The 17929-nt window shown below is 54.3% G+C and carries 18 protein-coding genes and 4 pseudogenes; 14 read left to right on the top strand and 8 right to left on the bottom strand.

Going from position 1 to position 17929, the window contains the following annotated elements; translation table 11 throughout:
- Positions 1-128: 128 nt before the first annotated feature.
- On the bottom strand, positions 129-272 hold the full coding sequence (locus tag LIX15_RS23195; protein ID WP_227777157.1) for a hypothetical protein: 144 nt from the start codon (positions 270-272) through the stop codon (positions 129-131).
- Between the two features lie 316 nt (positions 273-588).
- Here LIX15_RS23195 and LIX15_RS32960 point away from each other — a divergent pair, with 316 nt between their 5' ends.
- The 4 genes and pseudogenes from LIX15_RS32960 (at position 589) to LIX15_RS23180 (ending at position 3381) form a co-directional block, all read left to right on the top strand.
- Positions 589-1122, top strand: a complete 534-nt coding sequence (locus LIX15_RS32960) for an alpha/beta hydrolase (protein ID WP_265338435.1) — start codon at positions 589-591, stop codon at positions 1120-1122.
- Between the two features lie 17 nt (positions 1123-1139).
- The gene (locus LIX15_RS32955; protein ID WP_265338434.1) at positions 1140-1598 is read left to right on the top strand and encodes an alpha/beta hydrolase fold domain-containing protein; all 459 of its coding nucleotides are present in this window, start codon (positions 1140-1142) and stop codon (positions 1596-1598) included.
- Positions 1599-1718: 120 nt separating this feature from the next.
- Positions 1719-2507, top strand: coding sequence for an HpcH/HpaI aldolase family protein (locus LIX15_RS23185; protein WP_227777156.1), 789 nt, complete (start codon positions 1719-1721; stop codon positions 2505-2507).
- 196 nt (positions 2508-2703) lie between these two features.
- A pseudogene (locus LIX15_RS23180) lies at positions 2704-3381 on the top strand (IS6 family transposase).
- Between the two features lie 68 nt (positions 3382-3449).
- Here the strand turns inward: LIX15_RS23180 and LIX15_RS23175 are convergent.
- On the bottom strand, positions 3450-4172 hold the full coding sequence (locus LIX15_RS23175; RefSeq protein WP_227777155.1) for a helix-turn-helix domain-containing protein: 723 nt from the start codon (positions 4170-4172) through the stop codon (positions 3450-3452).
- A 214-nt stretch (positions 4173-4386) separates the two neighbouring features.
- On the opposite strand from LIX15_RS23175, the gene LIX15_RS23170 reads away from it, so the two are divergent.
- Genes LIX15_RS23170 through LIX15_RS34040 form a run of 3 tightly spaced genes read left to right on the top strand, consistent with a single transcriptional unit; the run spans position 4387 to position 5820 of the window.
- Positions 4387-5409: a transcription initiation factor IIB gene (locus tag LIX15_RS23170; RefSeq protein WP_227777541.1), complete on the top strand. Its 1023-nt coding sequence runs from the start codon at positions 4387-4389 to the stop codon at positions 5407-5409.
- The gene (spt4, locus tag LIX15_RS23165; RefSeq protein ID WP_227777154.1) at positions 5409-5606 is read left to right on the top strand and encodes a transcription elongation factor subunit Spt4; all 198 of its coding nucleotides are present in this window, start codon (positions 5409-5411) and stop codon (positions 5604-5606) included. The genes LIX15_RS23170 and spt4 overlap by 1 nt, the downstream gene beginning before the upstream one ends.
- A 55-nt stretch (positions 5607-5661) precedes the next feature.
- The gene (locus LIX15_RS34040) at positions 5662-5820 is read left to right on the top strand and encodes an Rpo12/RPC10 RNA polymerase subunit family protein (protein ID WP_497007439.1); all 159 of its coding nucleotides are present in this window, start codon (positions 5662-5664) and stop codon (positions 5818-5820) included.
- On the opposite strand, the gene LIX15_RS23155 is transcribed toward LIX15_RS34040, so the two are convergent.
- Positions 5821-6159: a winged helix-turn-helix transcriptional regulator gene (locus LIX15_RS23155; protein WP_227777153.1), complete on the bottom strand. Its 339-nt coding sequence runs from the start codon at positions 6157-6159 to the stop codon at positions 5821-5823. It lies immediately after the preceding gene.
- A 248-nt stretch (positions 6160-6407) separates the two neighbouring features.
- On the opposite strand from LIX15_RS23155, the gene LIX15_RS23150 reads away from it, so the two are divergent.
- From LIX15_RS23150 to LIX15_RS23140, 3 genes are all read left to right on the top strand, one after another.
- On the top strand, positions 6408-6830 hold the full coding sequence (locus LIX15_RS23150) for a DoxX family protein (RefSeq protein WP_227777152.1): 423 nt from the start codon (positions 6408-6410) through the stop codon (positions 6828-6830).
- Positions 6831-6892: 62 nt separating this feature from the next.
- Positions 6893-7840, top strand: coding sequence for a ring-cleaving dioxygenase (locus LIX15_RS23145; protein ID WP_227777151.1), 948 nt, complete (start codon positions 6893-6895; stop codon positions 7838-7840).
- A 1-nt stretch (position 7841) separates the two neighbouring features.
- The gene (locus LIX15_RS23140) at positions 7842-8480 is read left to right on the top strand and encodes an alpha/beta hydrolase (RefSeq protein ID WP_227777150.1); all 639 of its coding nucleotides are present in this window, start codon (positions 7842-7844) and stop codon (positions 8478-8480) included.
- A 121-nt stretch (positions 8481-8601) separates the two neighbouring features.
- Here LIX15_RS23140 and LIX15_RS23135 read toward each other — a convergent pair whose 3' ends face one another.
- The 3 genes from LIX15_RS23135 to LIX15_RS23125 form a co-directional block, all read right to left on the bottom strand.
- A complete protein-coding gene (locus LIX15_RS23135; RefSeq protein WP_227777149.1) occupies positions 8602-9804 on the bottom strand; it encodes an iron-containing alcohol dehydrogenase family protein in 1203 nt (400 codons plus the stop codon).
- Between the two features lie 437 nt (positions 9805-10241).
- A complete protein-coding gene (locus LIX15_RS23130; protein ID WP_227777148.1) occupies positions 10242-11291 on the bottom strand; it encodes an enolase-like domain-containing protein in 1050 nt (349 codons plus the stop codon).
- A 436-nt stretch (positions 11292-11727) separates the two neighbouring features.
- The gene (locus tag LIX15_RS23125) at positions 11728-12690 is read right to left on the bottom strand and encodes a ring-cleaving dioxygenase (RefSeq protein ID WP_227777147.1); all 963 of its coding nucleotides are present in this window, start codon (positions 12688-12690) and stop codon (positions 11728-11730) included.
- Between the two features lie 128 nt (positions 12691-12818).
- Here LIX15_RS23125 and LIX15_RS23120 point away from each other — a divergent pair.
- Positions 12819-13067: pseudogene (locus LIX15_RS23120) on the top strand (dihydrofolate reductase); the annotation flags it as partial.
- Here the strand turns inward: LIX15_RS23120 and LIX15_RS32950 are convergent.
- Positions 13061-13150 (bottom strand): annotated as a pseudogene (locus LIX15_RS32950) (CDGSH iron-sulfur domain-containing protein); the annotation flags it as partial. The pseudogenes LIX15_RS23120 and LIX15_RS32950 overlap by 7 nt on opposite strands.
- Positions 13151-13310: 160 nt before the next feature.
- Between LIX15_RS32950 and metG the strand changes: the two are divergent.
- Positions 13311-14975 (top strand): annotated as a pseudogene (gene metG / locus LIX15_RS23110) (methionine--tRNA ligase); the annotation flags it as partial.
- 174 nt (positions 14976-15149) lie between these two features.
- Here metG and LIX15_RS23105 read toward each other — a convergent pair.
- Positions 15150-16313 (bottom strand): low temperature requirement protein A, encoded by a 1164-nt coding sequence (locus LIX15_RS23105; protein WP_227777146.1) that lies wholly within the window; start codon positions 16311-16313, stop codon positions 15150-15152.
- A 119-nt stretch (positions 16314-16432) separates the two neighbouring features.
- Between LIX15_RS23105 and LIX15_RS23100 the strand changes: the two genes are divergently transcribed.
- Both LIX15_RS23100 and LIX15_RS23095 read left to right on the top strand, forming a co-directional pair.
- Positions 16433-16801, top strand: coding sequence for a cupin domain-containing protein (locus LIX15_RS23100; RefSeq protein ID WP_227777145.1), 369 nt, complete (start codon positions 16433-16435; stop codon positions 16799-16801).
- A gap of 539 nt (positions 16802-17340) precedes the next feature.
- The gene (locus LIX15_RS23095) at positions 17341-17904 is read left to right on the top strand and encodes a VOC family protein (RefSeq protein ID WP_227777144.1); all 564 of its coding nucleotides are present in this window, start codon (positions 17341-17343) and stop codon (positions 17902-17904) included.
- Positions 17905-17929 lie beyond the last annotated feature (25 nt).

Below are 17929 nucleotides of genomic sequence, written 5' to 3'. Positions count from 1 at the left end.
TGGCGAAAACGTCGTGTCTACAGGATATACTGAAACCGTTCTTGGGGGTCATAGGAGCGTAGTCACGGGACCCCCATTATACGACAGTCCCTGTGGTGTGTACTATGGCGCTTGTTTCAGTTATAGCTCTACTCCAGGTTCGATCGGGTCTCGGCCTCGTGTTTCAGGTTCTGTAGCCAGTCGCGCAGCGACTCGTCGAGAGCTACCTGCAACGTTTCGGTCTGTGCGCGAACCGGCTCTCCCTCCCAAGACTCTTCGGTACGAACGAGCACACCGTCCTCACGCTACTATGCTGTTATTGCACTATGGTCCAACGGTTACTCTCTGAGCGGAGATGGAATCAGATGCTGGACTCCATATCCAGAAGTGCAAAAGAATCACCTTATATGGCAGGAAATCGATAATTCCTTCGCTGAATTGAGACATTTCTCAAGTATTTAATAGTATATTGATCATTACCTCATATGACAATAGTGAATAACTATTTATAATGGCAGAGACTACCCTCCTGTTCAAGTTACTGCCATGTCTGAACGACAGATCATACGGTCACTTGTACGACTTGGAGTTTAAAACGGTGAGAGAAACATGATACAGATTGACCACACGCAATCAGAGAACGATTCGAGTGAACGCCGTGCTGATACCCTTGATTCAGATGCACAAGCACTGTTAGACGCATTAGTGGAAGCGGGTGCACCCGACCTCACACACTTATCTCCCGAACAGGCCCGGACACTGCTCGGCGATTTGTTCACCCCTGATGTCGAACCTCAGCCGATTGCTGCAGTAGATGAACGCAAGATCCCGGCGTACGCCCGCGACATTCGGGTGCGGGTATACGATCCCGATCCAGATCGGGCGCTTCCGGCCGTCGTCTATTTCCACGGTGGGGGCTGGGTCGTCGGCAACCTGGATTCTCACGACAAAGTCGCACGGGCGCTAGCGACCGAGGGCGAGTGCGTCGTCGTCTCCGTTGATTACCGGAAAGCCCCAGAACACCCCTTCCCGGCGGCTGTGGAAGATGCTTACCTCGCGACGAAGTGGGCTAACGATAACGCCGAGGAGTCGGGGCAGGCGGCGGACTTGCCGTCGCAGGTGAGAGTGCAGGTGGGACCCTAGCGGCCGCCGCCGCTCTGATGGTCGCCGAGAAGGACATCGGCGTGCCGGAGATCGATCACCAGCTGCTGTTGTACCCAGTGACCAACCACGCGTACGACACGAAATCGTACGATGAGAATGCGGACAAGTTCTTCCTGACGGGGCGAGGGATGGTGTGGTTCTGGAACCACTACCTTCGGGACGACATCGACGGGGCGAACATTTTGGCGTCGCCACTTCGCGCACGCGAGGAAACCCTCGCTGAACTCCCGCCGGTGACCCTGTACAGCTGCGGCTATGATCCGCTCCGCGACGAGCAGTTCGCATACGCTGACGCATTGGTGGATGCGGGCGTCCCCGTCGAGCACACCCACTACGACGACATGATCCACGACTTCGCCAACATGAGCCAGCTCTCGGAGCCATTCCAGGGGATCGAAGCTGCGAACGACGTGCAAGAGCGGGCTGGCAGAGCACTCCGAGAGGCGTTCGAATAAACATCTTTGGAGGAACTCGACGGTTCTTCCTCAGAGTCGCCACATGATTCCAACTGCGGGTGTTGGAACACTACAATAACAGACGGAAACCATTCCGATTGGGTTTCCAGGGAAATACGAATGACACAAGCAAGAAACACGACCAGTTTGCGTGAGCGCCTTGAGAATGACGAAGTTATGCTTGGAATAGCCGACGACACATACTCTCCGACGGTTGTCGAATTATATGGTGATCTCGGACTCGATTTTATCTGGATTGATTTCGAACACGCCGGGCCGAGTCCGTGGGACGCCACGGCAGTAGAACAGTTACTTCGTGCGAGTGAACTTTCAGGAACAGAGCTGTTGGTTCGAGTTCCAGTGACGGAACCAGCACTTGTCCGAAAAGCATTGGACGCTGGGGTGAGAAACGTGTTCCTCTCGCATGTCGATACAGCGGAGGAAGTCCGAGACATCGTGCGTGCAGCGTACTTCCATTACGATGGCGAGCCGGGCGAACGTGGTCTCGCCGTGCCACGAGCGAGCCGGTGGGGGCAGAAAGACGACTATGTGGCGACTGAAGACGAACAAGTGCTCATCGGGGTGACAATTGAGTCGCTCGAGGCAGTCAAGAATATCGACGCGATCTTGGATGTTCCAAACCTCGGCTTCGTCTTCGTCGGTCCGTTCGACCTGTCAGTCGCAGTCGGGCATCCTGGTGAACTCGACCATCCAGACGTCCAGGACGCCGTTGAGACCGTTCGTTCGGCCAGCGTCGATCAGGGAGTTCCCGTGGCCAATCTTGGTTTCGGGATGGATGACGTCAACGAAAAGGCTCGGAACGGATATCAGATGCTGAACATCGGCACGTCACTCCTTGCGATTCAAGAAATCGTCACGGAGTGGTTGAACGAGTACGACGGAAGCTGAGTACGCCGATCGTGGGAAATCTGCTACAAATTAGTTTTTCCTCGATAAGGTGTTGGCGTCTCCCTTATATGGCGTGACTACAGTATCCCGACGGAGAGCCTCTGCCAAGTAAGGGAGACGAAAGATATGTCCAACAGGCACTGTCTAGTTGAGCCAGCTTGAGGAATGAGCAGGTTGTTGAGTAACTTGCCTAGAGATGCTCGCAAACCTGCTCAAGGAAGGCTTAGACGTGGATTTAGAAGGAACTTGGGAGAACGAGCGGACGGCGACGCCCGTCAGGGCGTTCGCCGTCCGCCTTCATGCGATCGGGTGTTCTCTCAGGGAGACAAAAGCAATTTTATCGCTTTTTGGCGTCGAACGGACACATCAAGCGATTTTTCAGTGAGTACATCGGCTGGCTGACAGCGCTTCCGACCCGCCGTCGGCGTCGCCGACACGGGTCGCGGTTGACGAAACCGCTGTCAAGATTAACGGCGAGTGGTCTTGGGTGTACGCTGCAATAGACACAGAAACAAAACTGCTGCTCGATATTGACGTATTCGATCGGCATGGCACAGATCAAGCGGCTGAGGTTCTCGGCCATTTAGCCGAGAAACACGATCTCTCGGATGCGGTGTTTCTCGTTGATGGCTACGGATATTGGACTGCCCTCTTTCGAATTGGATTGAGCGGTCAGCTCAACTACACCGAACGAAACCTGATCCAGAAGTGGTTTCACACGCTCAAACAGCGCATCGACCGCTTTCATACCTCGTGGGTGGGCAGTCGGCCGAGCGTCCAGCAGTGGCTTGAACAGTTTGTGCATTATTATAACCGCCAGAGACCACACCAATCGATCGACAATCGAACACCTGTCGAGGAGGAGCTAAACTAGATAGTGCCTGTAATCGCTACAGGTTCTATCCTCGACATGACTGAGTTGTCTTCTAACAATTTGGATAATCACGAGTACGATGCATCCACGAAACGCGAGGCGAGCCATGCTTCGGCCCGTTGCAATCGGTACTGTAGTGTTGAACGCGGGACACCAACACCGTCAGCAATTTCTGCGACCGACGTCTCTCTCGGTGTTTCGTAGTAGCCGTGCTCGACGGCAGCGGTAAGTGCCTCTCGTTGTTCGTGTGGCAGATCCGCAATGGTGACCGCCTCTTCACTCCAGTGACCGGGCGTTCCAAGCTGGTTGAGTTCGATTCGAACGCCGTCATGGAGATTCTGTTGGATTGTATCATAAAGTTCGCCGATTGCGGCCTCATCACGCACGAGGACGCGCCACTCGTACTGGGATCCGTAACGTATCGTCTGGAAGAGCAGCCCATCACCGAGCTGTTGTGCTGCGCGATAGGGAATTGAATGACAGTTTTCGATTTCAGGGCGGTATGTATAGATCGTCCGCTGTCTAGCCTCTCGGTCTAACACCGAATATTCACTAGGCGTATGGCAGTTCTCCGTCCCGAGACACTCATTGCAGTGTTGCGGATCAAGATACACTGTATCTAATTCATCTAATGCGTTTTCCGAGCCTGTGATTCGGTCAACTCGCCACATGCTCTGGGTGGTCACACAGCAGGCCAGAGAGGCTGCCATGGTCGATGGATAGTCGATGAACACGTCCGTAATCGGGTCGACCCCCGAATCGTACTCAATCGTGAATATGAACTCGCGCATAGCCTGTATTGGCTCATACCAAAGTAATAAACTTCGGATTTGAGAGATGGAATTCTAGTAGAAACACACGATACAACCCATTCATACGGGTGTAATTCATAGTGTCTAATCTGATGGAATTGAAATTTTGGCTCATGCCAACTAAAGACTGATATTCGTGGCACCCGTATTACTGAGTACAGGAAAGTGACTCGGGCCATCCTCCCGATCACCCATCACCCCCTGTCCGACGGATACCAGCACAACTACGCAATTCACCACCAAATCGAACGTATCGACCGAGAACGAACGGGAACGTGAGGAAGCAACAACATCGACCGAGAAGCAACGCGTCTGTCCGGAGTGTGGCGGATCGCTTACTCATGATACCGCTCACGGTGAGACTGTTTGCGGGGAATGTGGTCTTGTTGTTGACGAGGCTGAAATCGACCACGGTCCAGACTGGCGGGCATTCAATAGCGAAGAACGCGATCAGAAGGCACGCGTTGGGGCACCAACAACGAAGCTAATGCACGATAAGGGACTGTCAACCAAGATTGGGTGGCAGAACCGTGATACCCACGGCAAATCGCTCTCATCGCGCCAGCGTCAGAAGATGCAGCGTTTGCGGACATGGGACGAACGCTTCCGGACGCGCAACTCCAAAGAACGCAATCTGAAGCAAGCGCTCGGCGAAATCGAACGGATGGGATCTGCCCTTGGCGTGCCGAAAACTACTCGTGAAACGGCGAGCGTGATCTATCGTCGCGCATTGAAGGAGGATCTCCTCCCTGGACGTTCTATCGAGGGTGTCGCGACTGCCGCGATCTACGCAGCCGTGCGCCAAGCAGCCCTTCCCCGGTCAATTGATGAGGTTGCCACTGTGAGCCGGGTCGACAAAATGGAGTTCAAGCGTGCCTACCGGTATCTTGGTCAGCAACTTGGTCTCGAAATTCAACCGCCAGACCCGGAAGATTACATTGCGAAATATGCCTCCACACTCGACGTCAGCGACGAACTTGAGGCACGCGCCCACGAACTTCTCCAGACGGCGAAGTCGGCGAATGTCCATAGTGGAAAAAGTCCGATCGGGCTCGCTGGAGCTGCGCTTTACGCTGCTGGAGTGCTCACCAACGAAAAGATGACGCAGAGCGAGATCTCCGAGGTAACGGATGTGAGCGAAGTCACAATTCGAAATCGCTACCAAGAGCTCTTGGAGACCGCAGACCAGAAGTCCAAAGGTGTCACACCGAACTGATGACGACAAAACCACTCGCGTGCCGAGACTGTCACGCTGTCTTTGACGCAGCGATCCAACAGTGCCGAGTGTGCGGTTCGTCCAGACTTACAGAAGACTGGGCGGGATATGTGACAATTGCACACCCGGAGCAGAGTGAACTCGCCCACTCATCGAACATCTCCGATTCTGGTCGATACGCGCTCAAGGTTCGGTAACCTACCGCTGCTGACCAGCTATGATATTATTGAACGTACACTCACCAGCAATACGATGAATTCAATCAAGTACACCTGTATACGCTGTCGCAGATATGTTGTACCGAGCGAGAACGGTGTCCGCTGCCAGTATTGCGGTCATCGAGCGCTTCGAAAGGAGCGATCACGCGCCGTCCGTAGCCTCAGTCACGCTAACCAAATTAGTTCAGAATAACTACAGCCACTCATCCGACCAAGCTTCGATTTCATCGAAGACAGGACAAAGCGATTGCCCCTTTTCGGTGAGTGTGTAATACGTGGCGATAGGTGCGTCTTCTTCAACCCGGCGTGTGACGAACTCGGTTTCCTGGAGATAGTCGAGGACACGAGAGAGGGTTCGTGAACTTGCCTCAGTCGAGCGTTTAAGCTCGTTAAAGCGTTTCTCACCATCTTGGAGGTCGTGAAGGACGATGAGCCGCCATTGAGAGCCGATTTGGTCCAGTGAATCGATCACTGAGCACGCTCCCTCGTCGTACTGTTCTTCATCTTGGGACAGTCTGTTTGCTTGGTCCATTGGTCTGCGCTTGGTCATCTATTCGTGCTGGATTCCCTAATAGGTTCTCTTCCGAACCTGGTTTCGTTATGAAACCTGGAGTAACACCACTGTAACCAGCTAACATTGACTCCTCCTAGTATCACCGATGTCAGATTAGATATAAGTAGGTTCTAGAACGAACTAGATAACGTAGTGATACTAGATACGAACACACCACAGCTCGCACCGTACGCCAACCAGTCGGCGACGCAGGAGATGAGCCGATAATGGCAATCGATGCAGGACTCGGCGCAATCGGCTTCCTTGTCGCACGGATACTCTTCGGCGGTTTGCTCGCATTCCAAGGCCTCAACCACTTCCAGAACGCCGACACAATGAGCGGGTATGCCCAATCGAAGGGCGTCCCCGCAGCCCGGGCAAGCGTCCTGCTTTCCGGCGGCATGCTCATCTTCGGCGGACTTGGAATCGTACTCGGAGTGTTCCCTGCGATTACCGCCGGGGCGGTCGCGGTCTTCCTCCTCGTTACGACACCGATGATGCACGACTTCTGGGCAGTGCCCGAGGACCAGCAGCAGGCCGAGATGACCAACTTCATCAAGAACGTCGAACTCCTCGGCGCGGCGCTGGTCTTCCTCGTCCTCAGCAGTGACCCCTGGGCGTACGCACTGAACGTCAGTCTCGGGCTCTAATCGCTCCCGAAAACGCTCGACCTCCGAGAATAGGTTTTCGAACGCAAACACTCAAACAATACATGACGACCAAAACATCCGGACTCCACCACGTAACGTCCATCTCGAGCAATCCACAGCGGAACGTGGACTTCTACACCGAAGTCCTCGGACTGCGCCTCATCAAGCGAACAGTCAACTTCGACGACAAATACACGTATCACCTCTACTACGGTGATGAAGTCGGCACCCCAGGTACCGTGCTGACATTCTTCCCGTTCGAGGGTGCTCGGTGGGGCCGCGTCGGCCGTGGACAGACGAGCGCGACCGCGTTCGTTATTCCCGAGGGCTCAGTCGACTACTGGGTCGACCGGCTCGAATCGAAGGATGTCGACGTCGAGTCCCCACATACTCGGTTCGACGAAACTGTCATTCCATTCTTCGATCACGACGGGCAGCCGTTGAAACTCGTGACTGGCACGAGTAACATCGAACCGTGGGCCGATGGGCCGGTTCCTGCAGACAAGGCTATCCGTGGGTTTCACAGTGTGACGCTGGATTCCCTCAACCCCGAGCAGACGAGCACAGTGCTCGAGACGTTAGGATACGAATCAACTGCACAGGATGGAGACCGGACACGATACGAGACAGCCGGTTCTCGCGTCTCGGTCATCGACGTTCTCGATCGGCCGGATGCACTACGAGGCCAACCAGGCGTCGGCACCGTTCACCACGTCGCATTTCGGACTCCCAATACGCAGACCCAAGAGGAATGGCGTGAGCCACTCTCGGAAATCGGGCTCCGCGTGACGTCACAGAAGGATCGGCAGTACTTCAAGTCGATCTACTTCCGAGAGCCCGGTGGCATCCTGTTCGAGATCGCGACGGAAGGGCCGGGCTTCACTCGCGACGAGTCCGTCTCGGACCTGGGAACGGAGCTAAAGTTGCCGCCGTGGTTAGAGAGTGATAGGACGATGCTCGAAGAACGTCTTCCAGAGATTGAAACCGCCACTCCGATAGGAGCGAACTAAGATGACTGGACCACACCAGAACCAACCTCTCGTGACGGCTGGGGCCCCTTTCGATGCCGCCGGGGCCGCGCTAGTCCTCGTTCATGGACGCGGTGCGACCGCACAGAGCATCGTTCAGATGGGTGATGAGTTCCACCAGCACGGGGTCGCGTATCTCGCGCCACAGGCAGCCCGAAATACATGGTATCCGAACGCGTTCACTGCCCCTGTCGAGTCGAACGAGCCAGGACGAACGTCTGGCTTACAGGCCATCGATGATGCTGTGAGCAAAGCCAATGAGGCGGGAATTCAGACGGATCGAATCATGGTACTCGGGTTCTCCCAAGGTGCGTGTCTCGCCAGCGAGTTCGTCGTGCGTAACCCAACACGCTACGGTGGACTCGCCGTGTTGAGCGGTGGGCTCATCGGCGAGGCTGTTGATCCTGATGACTACGACGGTAATCTAGAAGAGATGCCAGTATTCCTCGGCTGCAGCGACGTTGATCCGCACATTCCCCAAGAACGGGTCCACGAATCGGCTGAGATCTTCGAGCAGCTACATGGTGACGTGAGCAAGCGACTCTACAAGGGGATGGGTCATGGCATCAACCAAGACGAGGTCGATCACGTCTCTACGATGGTTGCGGAACTCGTCGAGTAGGACAACCGCTTTCTCCAGAACGAGTTGTCATGTCTCTGGGTTTCTGTCCCTCGTCCAGTTGTTTCCTTGGACCCAACGCACTAGACGAATGGCTACGTTTTGTCTGTACTCTTGACTCACATCAGTACGCGGCCTCCAACACACCCTCGATCTCCTCCGTCGTCGGATCTAGTCCACGCGGCACGTTCGCTATGATGGGATCGGTACGAATCGCTTCTGCCACCTCGGGGAATTCAGCCGGGTCGGAACCGTCGATATCCCTAAGTTGCGCAGGGAGCCCGAGTGCGTCACGAATCTGCTCTACGGACTCGACAATCGCAGCTGCCGTATCTGGATGGTCATCGACAGCGAACGCTTCAGCAAGTAACTCCCGCCGGCCATCGACGTTTTCGAAGAGGTATTCGAGTATATGCGGGGCAACGATACCGTGTGCGGTCCCCTGCTGGACGTCGTAGGTGCGAGTCAGCCCGTGTCCGAACGCGTGGATGATCGAGAGCGTTGATTCCTCGGGTCTCGAAATGCCGTACTGAACCAAGAGAGTCCCCTCCACGACCGGTTCGAGGACTTCTTCGGTCACGGTTTGGTTACCGAGTTGGCGGAGGCCCTCATCGAGTAGTCGGAGTCCTCGGGTGGCTGTTGCGTCCGTTATCGGCGTCGCATTCCGAGCGTACACTGTCTCAAGTCCCTTATCGAATCCGTTCATCGCGGACGCCGCGAGAATCCGTTTGGGGGTCGTAGCGAACATCTCCGGGTCGTAGAAGACGGATTTCGGCATCAGTTGGGGATCAGAAATCCCTCCACTTGTCGACGAGTCTACGAGCCCGGACGTCGGTGCGGCAGTCACACCGCCCCCGATGGACAAATCTGCACCCGCTAGAGTCGTCGGGATTGCGACGATTGGTAGTAACGGATCTGACGGGATAGAAATCGTCCCGGTCTCGCCGAGTTCCCGGCCGATATCTTGGGGTTTGCGGTCATCAGCAGCGAGGACACTGATAACTTTCGCGATGTCGAGACTGCTCCCACCGCCGAGGCTAACGAGAACATCAGCGTCGTGGGCCTCCATAGCTTCGAGGCCATCGTATGCGGTTTCGAGTCGCTTTTCCGGTGTTGTCTCGGCGAACACACCCGCCAGCTTCTCTCCCAGACCGTCCCTCACTGGGTTGATTACTTCGGGTGTGGATCCGACCGTTGACCCACACACGACGAGTGCGCGGTTGGACCCCTGGATATCGAGTTCTGCTGCGAGGTCGTCGACACAGCCGGTCCCATATCTGAGCACACTCGGTGTGTACTCGAAGCGGAACCTCTTTTGATCCCTCATTAGAGGTCCTCCTGTTCGAGAGTCGCAGCGTTGTACTGTTGTATACCCGAGATCAGAGTCGGCCAATTGTCATCAGTGTGTGCTAATGCCATAGTATGCGATACTACGATTCTGACAACGTATGGGTTCTACGGGCCCAGAAGCTACGACGTGGCGTCCGTGATATCACATATCTCCAACGCCATCAAACTGTTTCGTGTTCACAGGAGTATGCTCTTATCTGAGTGTCCGTAATTAGAATATCGCCAAGCCTCAAACGATCAGTAGTTCGATGAACGGCAAGCATACTATATGGCTGCCGAACGGTTCGTCCAACCGAATGCCCACGCAGGCGAGAGACATCCTCGGCCTTTAAACCCACCTCCCAGACACTGACGCTCAGCCAGTATTTTCCAACTATTCCCGTACTCGTTGTTCGAGTTGCCTCCTGATACTCACTACTTCCAAGAGAGCCCCCGAGTATTCATGGGGGGCGCGAGCGGACTCGAGGGAAGGTCACCACTCGGGTTCGGATCGTTGTACGCTTTCGGAGCGACGTCGTTCGGTGCATCCGGGTAGAACAGTGATGCAACCGCATGAATGTGCTCACGGCCGATATCGAGTTCGAACTGCCCCCCTCCAAACATCTGAATATCGTGATCTTGACAATAATCGATTGTATCGAACAGCGACTGCACCGATCCGAACCGAGACGGTTTGATGTTGAGCCATTCGGGATCCCACGGCAGTTCCTCAACTGTCTCCACGCTGCGGATGGGATAGTCCCACGTCACGCGTCCTTCCTGTCCCTCGAACAACGGCCGTGTTTCATCGTTCAGTTCTGGATCTTCGATGAGCGCGTCCGGGAAGCCCTTGACGACCCGTTCGTAGAGGGCGGGGTCAGCCGGTTGATCGACAGTCGTCCCGTGGTACTGGCCTTTCAGATCGAGCGTCAGAACGGCACCAGTTGCGGCCAACCGATCGACGACGTCGTCGGTCCAGTCAGATGTGGGATCAAGTTTGAACTCTAGCTCGGGGTTCCGGTCGAGCCAATCGATGATACGGTCACCAGTTGGTGGGTCGTCGAGTCGCGTACTCACGACGAATCGAACTGGATTATATTCGTAGTCGAGTTGGGTAGCGAGATTAGTGTCGGCCTGTTTCAGTGCGAGGTCCAGCGCTGCACTTTCAAATGCCCACTGACGATAATTTCGGAAAATCGATTGGTTTGGATCGTTTCCGAGGAAGAAATCGATTTCGGAAAGTTGTGTCGAGAACTCATCGAGCGTGTATTTCCCCGCAAGAGGGAATTCCTTGGAAGACTTGTGCAGTGTGTCATGGGCATCGTTGTCGTACGTAACGTCTTCACCCCGCCCGGTCTCACCATCGCCGTGCAACGAGACGACAGTTGTCGCCCGGACGAACCCGCTAGACGTGTCTCGCTCGTGTTGTTCGAGCTTATACTCATCGATCTGGAGATCGAGATCGGCGACATTGTCGTATAGCATCGTCGAGCCACACTACGACTTCGGCTCATTAAAAGGTAAGACGGACAGTTGCCGAACCTGATAACATGCATGCCATCTACTTGTTTTCAGGTCTCCAGTACGCCAAAGAGTTTCGGCATTCAACCGCTATTCCGTGTTCACATGCTCTCTCGTCGATGGACTGCTCACATCCAACTGGTTATAATTCGATATTCACGGGGTGACCCATGCTGCACTTTGCGAGAAGGCATAGGCACTCGTGGATCGTAGTATCGCTGTTGTAGAGAGAATACTTGATGATAAAGGGGCTTACCAGGACTCAGTCGATGAGGTCGATGTAGTGTTTGCTGTCACAAACATCGTAATCCAGTGGTGTCCACGCATAGCGTGCGACCGTTGCTCGAACAGAAGATGAATATAACAGCTGTACGTTCGAGAAGTGGTTCCGAGGGTGATTCTAATTTTCGGAGTCAATACCGATGGATGGGTTGTCGAACGACGGAAGACGAGATTCGATCTCGTTTCGTTCATCCTCCAACCACTCCGGAAGTGCAAGCTCCTTGCCGAGCTCATCCTGGTTCTGATCAATGGTGAATCCAGGTCCCATTGTTGCGATCTCGAAGAGGACACCACCTGGCTCACGGAAGTAGATCGAGTGGAAGTACTTACGGTCGATAATTTCGGTGACGTGCAGATTCTGATCAGCGAGGTGGTCACGCCATTGCTCTTGTTCAGCAGTATCTTCGGCTTTGTAGGCTATATGGTGAATGGTGCCGGTTCCCATCTGGCCACGCGGTTGATCCGTTTCAACAAGGTCAATGATCGATCCTGGACCACCACTAGCTGAGCGGTACCGATAGCGTCCATCTTCGGCTTCGAACTCGTAGCCGAGCCCCGTGGTCAAGACCTCGGCAGTCGGGTCGATGTCACTGACGGCGAGTGTAACACTGTGGAAGCCTTGGAGTTGGTGAGAAGCTGGAATGGGACTCGCCTCCCATTGATGGCCATGAGGAGCGTCGGTAGATGCAACGAGCTCGAGCGTAATCCCGTCTGGATCATCGAACTCAATGACTGTCTGACCAAATCGTTCGGTCGGACCAGAAACGTCGATGTCCTGGGATTCCAGTCGGTCGAGCCAGTAGTCAAGACACTCTAAATGAATAGAGTATGTTGTGGTCAGTGTTTGTCCTGCACCGAACTTCCCTTGTCGTCCTCGATCACCCCATGGAAAGAATGTGATGTTCGTCCCTGGTGTTCCCTCGCCATCACCAAAGTAGAAATGATAGGTGTACTTGTCGTCATGATTGACGGTTTGTTTGACGAAGCGCAGCCCGAGCGTTTTCACGTAGAACTCAGCGTTGCGCTCGGGATCACCAGCGATTCCGGTTACGTGATGCAGTCCTGGTGTAGTTGGTGGCATTGTGCTCTCTTTGTCGTGGTGAGACTGTTTATATCTCCGCTAACACTCGAAGCAGTAGGTGACAGTAACGTCTCTACCCGTTGCGATGCTACGTGTGACGGTCATGATAGACACAATGGGTAAGTCTAATCACGGGTTATTGCAACGAGAAATCCCGGGAACTAGTATCAGTTGCTGCTCTTGCTGAGAATCGTGTCATTGGAAAAGATGGTGAACTTCCGTGGAGTATCTCCGAAGATAGACCGCAATATCGGTCTCGAATCGCCGATGATCCCGTTATTCTCGGACGGATCACGTTCGAATCGATGCTCGAAGACCTTCCAGGGTCAATCCACGGTCGTTTATCAGGGTCGAACACATCTGGAAGCCCACGAACACACTCTCTGGCGTGAATGCATCGATTCACGTCGTAGCTCACCTCGATCGTTTCCCCGGAATAGTAGTGGATATCTTCCTCCATGTTGAGCCTCCCGTCGATTCTGTCTATCTGTAGTATTGGAGTCGATGTCAATCTTGGTGTCCATCACACCGAATTGCGATGTCCGAGGAAATCACAACGGATTGGTGTAACGCCCCATGATTAATACGGAAATCTTGCGATATACAGCTCGGTCAAGAATATGAGTCACGAACCCTTTCCCACCGAAACGCCAGCGGTCGTGACCTGCGGCTTACCGTACGCGAACGGGAATATACATCTTGGTCACCTCCGCACCTACGTCGGCGGAGACGTCCTGGCCCGTGCACTCCGGACACTCGGTCAACAGACAGCGTTTGTGTCGGGGTCGGACATGCATGGCACACCAATTGCCGTGAACGCACAACAAGAGGGTATCTCTCCTGAAACATTTGCGCTGCGATGGCACGAAACGTATCAGACCACATTCCCACGGTTCCATATCGAGTTCGATAACTACGGCCACACACACGACGAGGTGAACACAGCACTCACACGAGAGATCGTCAGAGACCTCGATGCACGCGGATACATCTATGAGACGGAAATCGATGTCGCGTGGGATGCCGAACTCGATCAACCGCTGCTCGATCGGTATATCGAAGGGACGTGTCCGTACTGCGGGGCCACCGCACGTGGCGACGAATGCGAAAACTGTGGGCGTCATCTCGAGCCCGGAGAACTCGAACAACCGCACAGTATCCTTACCGACAATCCAGCAACGTACCGAACTCGTCAACACAAGTTCTTCCGACTCACGGAGTTCGAAGACTATCTCCGCGAATTCATCGATCGACTTGAGGGAACAAGTAACGCGAAAAATCAGCCTCGCGAGTGGATCGAGCACGAACTCAAAGATTGGAATATCACCCGTGATTTGGACTGGGGAATCGACTATCCTAGTGACGGAAACGACGACCTCGTTCTCTACGTCTGGGTTGATGCCCCTATCGAGTACATCGCCAGCACCAAGCAGTATTCCGACCGCGTAGGGACAGCAACCTTCGATTGGGAACAGGCGTGGAAGCAGGGTGACGGTGAACTCATCCATGTTATTGGCCGCGACATCATCCAACACCACACCGTCTTCTGGCCGGCGATGCTGCACGGCGTAGACTACACCGAACCACGAGCGGTGATGGCGAGTGGCTTCATGACCCTCGATGGGGAAGCCTTCTCGACCAGTCGGCAGTACGCGGTCTGGGTCGATGACTATCTCGATGCTGGACTTGATCCCGATCTGTACCGATACTACATCACGACAGGTACTGGCTTCCAGCAAGATCTGAACTTCTCGTGGGAGCATTTCCAAGAACGAGTCAACGATGAGCTAATCGGGACGGTCGGCAACTTCTGCTACCGAACGCTTTTGTTCGCCGCTCGGAACTACGGCGGGACACCCGACGAGGCACTTGGGATCGAAATCCGTGACCGAATCGAGGAAGCTTGCTCGGAGTTTCAGGATGGCATCAACGCGTATTCGACGCGCGAAGCGATGAACGCAGGTATCAGGCTCGCTCGCTTCGGCAATCAATATCTCCAACGTCACGAACCATGGACGCTCACTGACAGCGATCCTGAGCGAGCAATGCAGGTAATCCGTGGGTGCGTCCAGCTCGTCAAGGCGATCGCAATTCTTCTTGAGCCAGTGATGCCAGAGAAATCCGCCCAGCTCTGGGAACAGTTAGGCGAGACCAATTCCGTTCATACTGCCACGCTCGACACCGTGTTAGAACCACCATCCTCTGAATTTGGAGAGTTAAACGAACTGTTCGAACCGATCAGTGACGATAGGATTGCAGCCCTCAATGAACAGCTCCGAGCACAGCGTACCGAGAAGTAGGTTTATATCGTCATGCTATGAAGGCTAATCACTCCCGAGAGCTACTCAGAGGAGCGATGTTCGCACATTTACTCTCGTTGAACTCAAGTATATTGGGGCAGGCAATTAGAAGTAGGTTGTCTTATCCTACTAAATGTACTTTCCGTGGTGGAAATTGTTTCAGCCTGTACGGAGCCTGTTCCGGTGTTCATTCCGTACCGTCTCGTACGCTGCAACTCCGACGAACAACGCAGTGATGCTCCCGAGGGCCACGAGCGCGGGAATTTGCACCGCGACAGGAATCAACACGAGGGCGATGATCGCCCCGACGAGCCGTTCGAGGCTAATGTTCCCGTGGTCACGATATCGGAAGGCGTTGTGCCCCAACAGATAGAGGGCACCACCCCCAAAGAGAGCGACAGTCGCAATTGTCCCGAGCGGCTCACTGACGTGTGCGAGCGTCTGTTCGATGCCAAGCGCGATGAAAATGATGCTTCCCACCATCAGGAGGTGGATATAGCTATACGAATCACGTGCCATCCGTGTTTGATCGTGGCCGCTGGCCGCAGCGAGTGTTTGCTCTGCAGCCAGGACGACATAGTCGAAGTAGAGCCACCATAGCGCGATGACAAGAATGATTCCAAATAGGGCTGCGAGGACAACATCGGTACCGAGAGGTATCCCTTCCGCTCCGACACCGATCGCCACGAGCGACTCACCCAGTGCGATGATGAGGACAAGCCGGTGACGTTCGACGAAGTGGCCCACGTTGACGTGGAATCCCTCGACACCGCGGACGAACACAATTCCGTAGTCAATCGCGAGTGCCATGGCCCAGAGGACACCTACGAGAACACCGTCGAACAAACCAGCCACCACGAGTAATGCCGGTCCACCGAGAAACCCCGGCGCAGCCCGGAGAACTGCATTGCGCGTTTCGGGTGGGGTGGCAACTGCATAGAGGACGACGTGTAGCGCCCGGACGACAAAGTAGGCGACACCAAAGAGCACTCCATCATCGCCGAACGCACCAGGTACGGAGAGCGCGACGAGGAGCATCGCACTCATCGCAGTGAGAATCACCAGCCGAGCGGGGAGTCTCTCTTCAGCAGGAACAGCTCCAGTGAGCCACGAATAGGTGACCCACGCCCACCACAGTGCCGCGAGTAACGCTGCGCCGCGTACCATACCGCCCCAGGTGAGATGGTCGACGAGAAATCCAGTGACCTGCGTAAATGCAAACACGAACACCAGATCGAAAAATAACTCCAGCGGGGTGACGTCTTGCTCTTGGATAGCAGCATTGTCGCTTGACTCGGTATCAATCGCTCCGTTTGTACCCATCTACTCTCTAATGTGTGAGACTGTGACTTCAACGCTTGGCAGCCTAGTCGCCTTGCCAGAAGACCTAATGAGACACGTCACGTGCTCTACGAAGCAGTTTATGAACCCGGAGGACATCAATGACTGAATCCGACACAACAGAGTACCACCCGTTCATTGCGATTGAAGAGGGGGACGAGCACATCATACTCGAAGACTGTGAGATCGACGCACGAACTCATGGCCCAGATAAGGCCAGCGAACCACACACGCACGATGAAACCCATATTATTTTCATGCGTACTGGAGAGATGCACTGGGAGATCGGCGACGAAGAGTATCACGCTACACCCGGCGATACCATCGTTACACCGGCTAACACCGAACACAAATTCGAAGTTGTCGGCGACGAACCGTCGAAAACATTGTGTTTGATTGCCCCAGCTCGGTCACCCGAGGATCAAGGACCGTCTGGTGGACATGAAATTACCAAACCTGACGAAGTCTGAATTGATCGATGAACGTAATCGCACAGTTCTCTCGCGTGAGTAACTGTTCACTCGGGGTTGTATCTACCACGGTATCTCCTCTCTCAAATTTTCGGTCGTGGATTGATCATCTGTCATAGCTGGACTCCCATGGAACGTTCACCGTCGAATAGGTAAAATGCTTGGAGGCAACGTGGATACCAGGTAACATTGTTGTTAGTGTGGAACATATGGGAGTCCTACATACAGCACGACATAGCGACGTATCTGCATCCAATTCAATGATTTAACTCGGGATTTCTGGCGGCTGATGGTCCTCCACGATCCTCCAAGCCGAATAGCGGAACGTCGAACAATCTGTCTCCACTCGGGCTGCGGAATAATCTCCGTGTATGCTTATCCCAATCCAATCTCCGTCTCACATAGATCTTCAAATGAGCTATGATTGTGTCCAGCCATGCTGACGTAGATAGGATTCAAGCAAGGTGCACTGGACTCCATGCGTCGTCTCAAATGCGGCGATATCAAAATTACTGTCATTCGTATTGAACCACCGATACATGGCAGTGTATTCGTTACGTGGAAGATCATCGATCATCGAGGCCACGATCGCGTTCTACCGTGACGTGCTCGACATGTCATTCGTCCTCAAACAGCCAAACCTCGATGCTCCAAACGTCACCCACCTGTTCTTCGATACCGGTGACGGCCAGATGCTCACGTTCTTCGTCGAAGAAGGTCGTGAGTCGAACACCGAACGGTTACGAACGCCAATTGGTGGTATCCACCACCTCGTGTTCCGGTACGAGCCTGAACACCTCGAAGAGGTTCGTACTGGACTCGAAGAACATAGCCATCACTACAACGAATTCGACAGAGGCATCTTCCACTCGCGGTATACGAGCGACCACAACGGCCTCGTCATTGAACTCGCGACCGACAAATTCGAGATTCCTGACGACCGACGCGGTGAGGCTCTCGCACTCACCCAGCAGAAACGTCTCCAAGCCGGCGCGGAGTACGCCAAGCCAGAACACCTCAAGGCTGCACTCGAGGAACTTGGTCTTCCCATCGAACGGAGATCACTCCCTGAGGCCCAGTCCAGTACCGGCGGACTCGAGTAGGCATACGGTCACCGCAGAACTAATT

The organism is Haladaptatus pallidirubidus (assembly GCF_020700235.1).
Lineage (GTDB): Archaea > Halobacteriota > Halobacteria > Halobacteriales > Haladaptataceae > Haladaptatus > Haladaptatus pallidirubidus.
Note: the sequence above shows the minus strand (reverse complement) of the source record. Positions and strands in the feature narration are given on the sequence as shown.

Coding starts and splice junctions, on each gene's coding strand:
- LIX15_RS23100 (WP_227777145.1), top strand. CDS start 16,433: ATGACTGAATCCGACACAACAGAGTACCACCCGTTCATTGCGATTGAA.
- LIX15_RS32955 (WP_265338434.1), top strand. CDS start 1,140: ATGGTCGCCGAGAAGGACATCGGCGTGCCGGAGATCGATCACCAGCTG.
- LIX15_RS23150 (WP_227777152.1), top strand. CDS start 6,408: ATGGCAATCGATGCAGGACTCGGCGCAATCGGCTTCCTTGTCGCACGG.
- LIX15_RS23095 (WP_227777144.1), top strand. CDS start 17,341: ATGGCAGTGTATTCGTTACGTGGAAGATCATCGATCATCGAGGCCACG.
- spt4 (WP_227777154.1), top strand. CDS start 5,409: ATGACGACAAAACCACTCGCGTGCCGAGACTGTCACGCTGTCTTTGAC.
- LIX15_RS23175 (WP_227777155.1), bottom strand. CDS start 4,172: ATGCGCGAGTTCATATTCACGATTGAGTACGATTCGGGGGTCGACCCG.
- LIX15_RS23185 (WP_227777156.1), top strand. CDS start 1,719: ATGACACAAGCAAGAAACACGACCAGTTTGCGTGAGCGCCTTGAGAAT.
- LIX15_RS23140 (WP_227777150.1), top strand. CDS start 7,842: ATGACTGGACCACACCAGAACCAACCTCTCGTGACGGCTGGGGCCCCT.
- LIX15_RS23130 (WP_227777148.1), bottom strand. CDS start 11,291: ATGCTATACGACAATGTCGCCGATCTCGATCTCCAGATCGATGAGTAT.
- LIX15_RS34040 (WP_497007439.1), top strand. CDS start 5,662: ATGAATTCAATCAAGTACACCTGTATACGCTGTCGCAGATATGTTGTA.
- LIX15_RS23135 (WP_227777149.1), bottom strand. CDS start 9,804: ATGAGGGATCAAAAGAGGTTCCGCTTCGAGTACACACCGAGTGTGCTC.
- LIX15_RS32960 (WP_265338435.1), top strand. CDS start 589: ATGATACAGATTGACCACACGCAATCAGAGAACGATTCGAGTGAACGC.
- LIX15_RS23105 (WP_227777146.1), bottom strand. CDS start 16,313: ATGGGTACAAACGGAGCGATTGATACCGAGTCAAGCGACAATGCTGCT.
- LIX15_RS23155 (WP_227777153.1), bottom strand. CDS start 6,159: ATGGACCAAGCAAACAGACTGTCCCAAGATGAAGAACAGTACGACGAG.
- LIX15_RS23125 (WP_227777147.1), bottom strand. CDS start 12,690: ATGCCACCAACTACACCAGGACTGCATCACGTAACCGGAATCGCTGGT.
- LIX15_RS23145 (WP_227777151.1), top strand. CDS start 6,893: ATGACGACCAAAACATCCGGACTCCACCACGTAACGTCCATCTCGAGC.